The following is a 1151-nucleotide window of genomic DNA, read 5'->3' as shown; positions in this document are numbered from 1 at the left end:
CTTCATCTCGCTATTGCTGATAATAGCCTTATACCAGCCAGCAGGGATTGGGTCAAAAGATGATGATGGTTCGATTTCTTCTGCATTGAAGTTGTAGCTTGCTAAATTACTCATAATATACTCACTGTTTCGTTTGTTTAGGTTTCACTGGTTTCTATATTTCGTGTGCCAGTGGTTGCTGTTTCACTGGTTTCTATATTTCGTGTGCCAGTGGTTGCTAAGATAACTATATTTTGTTATTGTGTCAACACCGACAACCAAAAAAGGCGCAAATAAAATGTTATCGTTACCTGAGATTAAACAGTTATTAACAGACAGACAACTTAATGTTGTCGCCGAGCGTGTTGGGATTCACTCCAATACAATTTATCGTTTAATGAAAACAGAAAAGGCAGACTATGACACTATCAAAAAACTCTCTGACTATTTAGAAGGACAATTAGAAAATGCAAAACAATAAAGAAGCCGCGTCAAGTTATGTCGCTCATGGTTTTAAATTGTGCTTAGTGAAAGGCAAAAAGCCGTTTCAAGACAAATGGGAACAAAACCCTGTTACTGATTTTAATTTGTTTGATTTACACGGCATCGGCTTGATTCATGGATTAAGTGGTACTTGTACGCTAGACATTGACAACATCGAGCAATCTACCATTGCCTTGTCCGCCTGTGGCGTTGACTTGGCTGCTTTGATGGCTGAGGGTGTACGCATCGAATCAGGGCGTGAGAATCGTTCTAAATTGTTGTTTAAAGCACCTGTGGGCGTAGAGTTAAAACGCCATGCACTTAATTGGACTAAACAAGACAACCCAAAAGAGTCTGACGTGGTGTTCGAGTTGCGCGGTGGCTTTACTCAAGATGTTTTACCGCCTTCTATTCACCCTGATACTGAACAGCCATATTTTTGGGTGGGTGATTACAAAAACATACCTGAGTTACCGCTTGAGCTTTTGAACATCTGGACGCAATGGGATATTGCAAAAGACGTGTTAAAAAGTGCGTGTCCGTGGCATATTGAAAAAGAGGACTATAAAGCACAATCAGCACCTGTGCGCGTGTTTAGTAGCGATAATGATGTGATTGGTACGTTTAATAAAAGAATGCCATTAGTCAACATTTTGAGTAATTACGGTTATAAGCGTATCACTAAAACA

The 1151-nt window shown here is 39.8% G+C and carries 2 protein-coding genes; both read left to right on the top strand.

The annotated features are described in order from the left end of the window. The first annotated feature begins 277 nt into the window (after positions 1-277). Entirely contained in the window at positions 278-460 is a 183-nt protein-coding gene (locus Q0212_RS12090; RefSeq protein ID WP_297925846.1) for a helix-turn-helix domain-containing protein, read from the top strand. Next, a partial coding sequence (locus Q0212_RS12085; RefSeq protein ID WP_297925844.1) for a bifunctional DNA primase/polymerase occupies positions 447-1151 on the top strand: 705 nt, incomplete at its 3' end. The genes Q0212_RS12090 and Q0212_RS12085, both read left to right, overlap by 14 nt.

The sequence above is a fragment of the uncultured Agitococcus sp. genome (assembly GCF_937920075.1).
GTDB lineage: Bacteria > Pseudomonadota > Gammaproteobacteria > Pseudomonadales > Moraxellaceae > Agitococcus.
The sequence above is the reverse complement of the archived record's forward strand: the minus strand, read 5'-3'. Positions and strand labels throughout refer to the sequence as shown.

Excerpts from the sequence above, each read along its gene's own strand:
- Q0212_RS12090 (WP_297925846.1), top strand. The coding sequence starts at position 278 with ATGTTATCGTTACCTGAGATTAAACAGTTATTAACAGACAGACAACTT.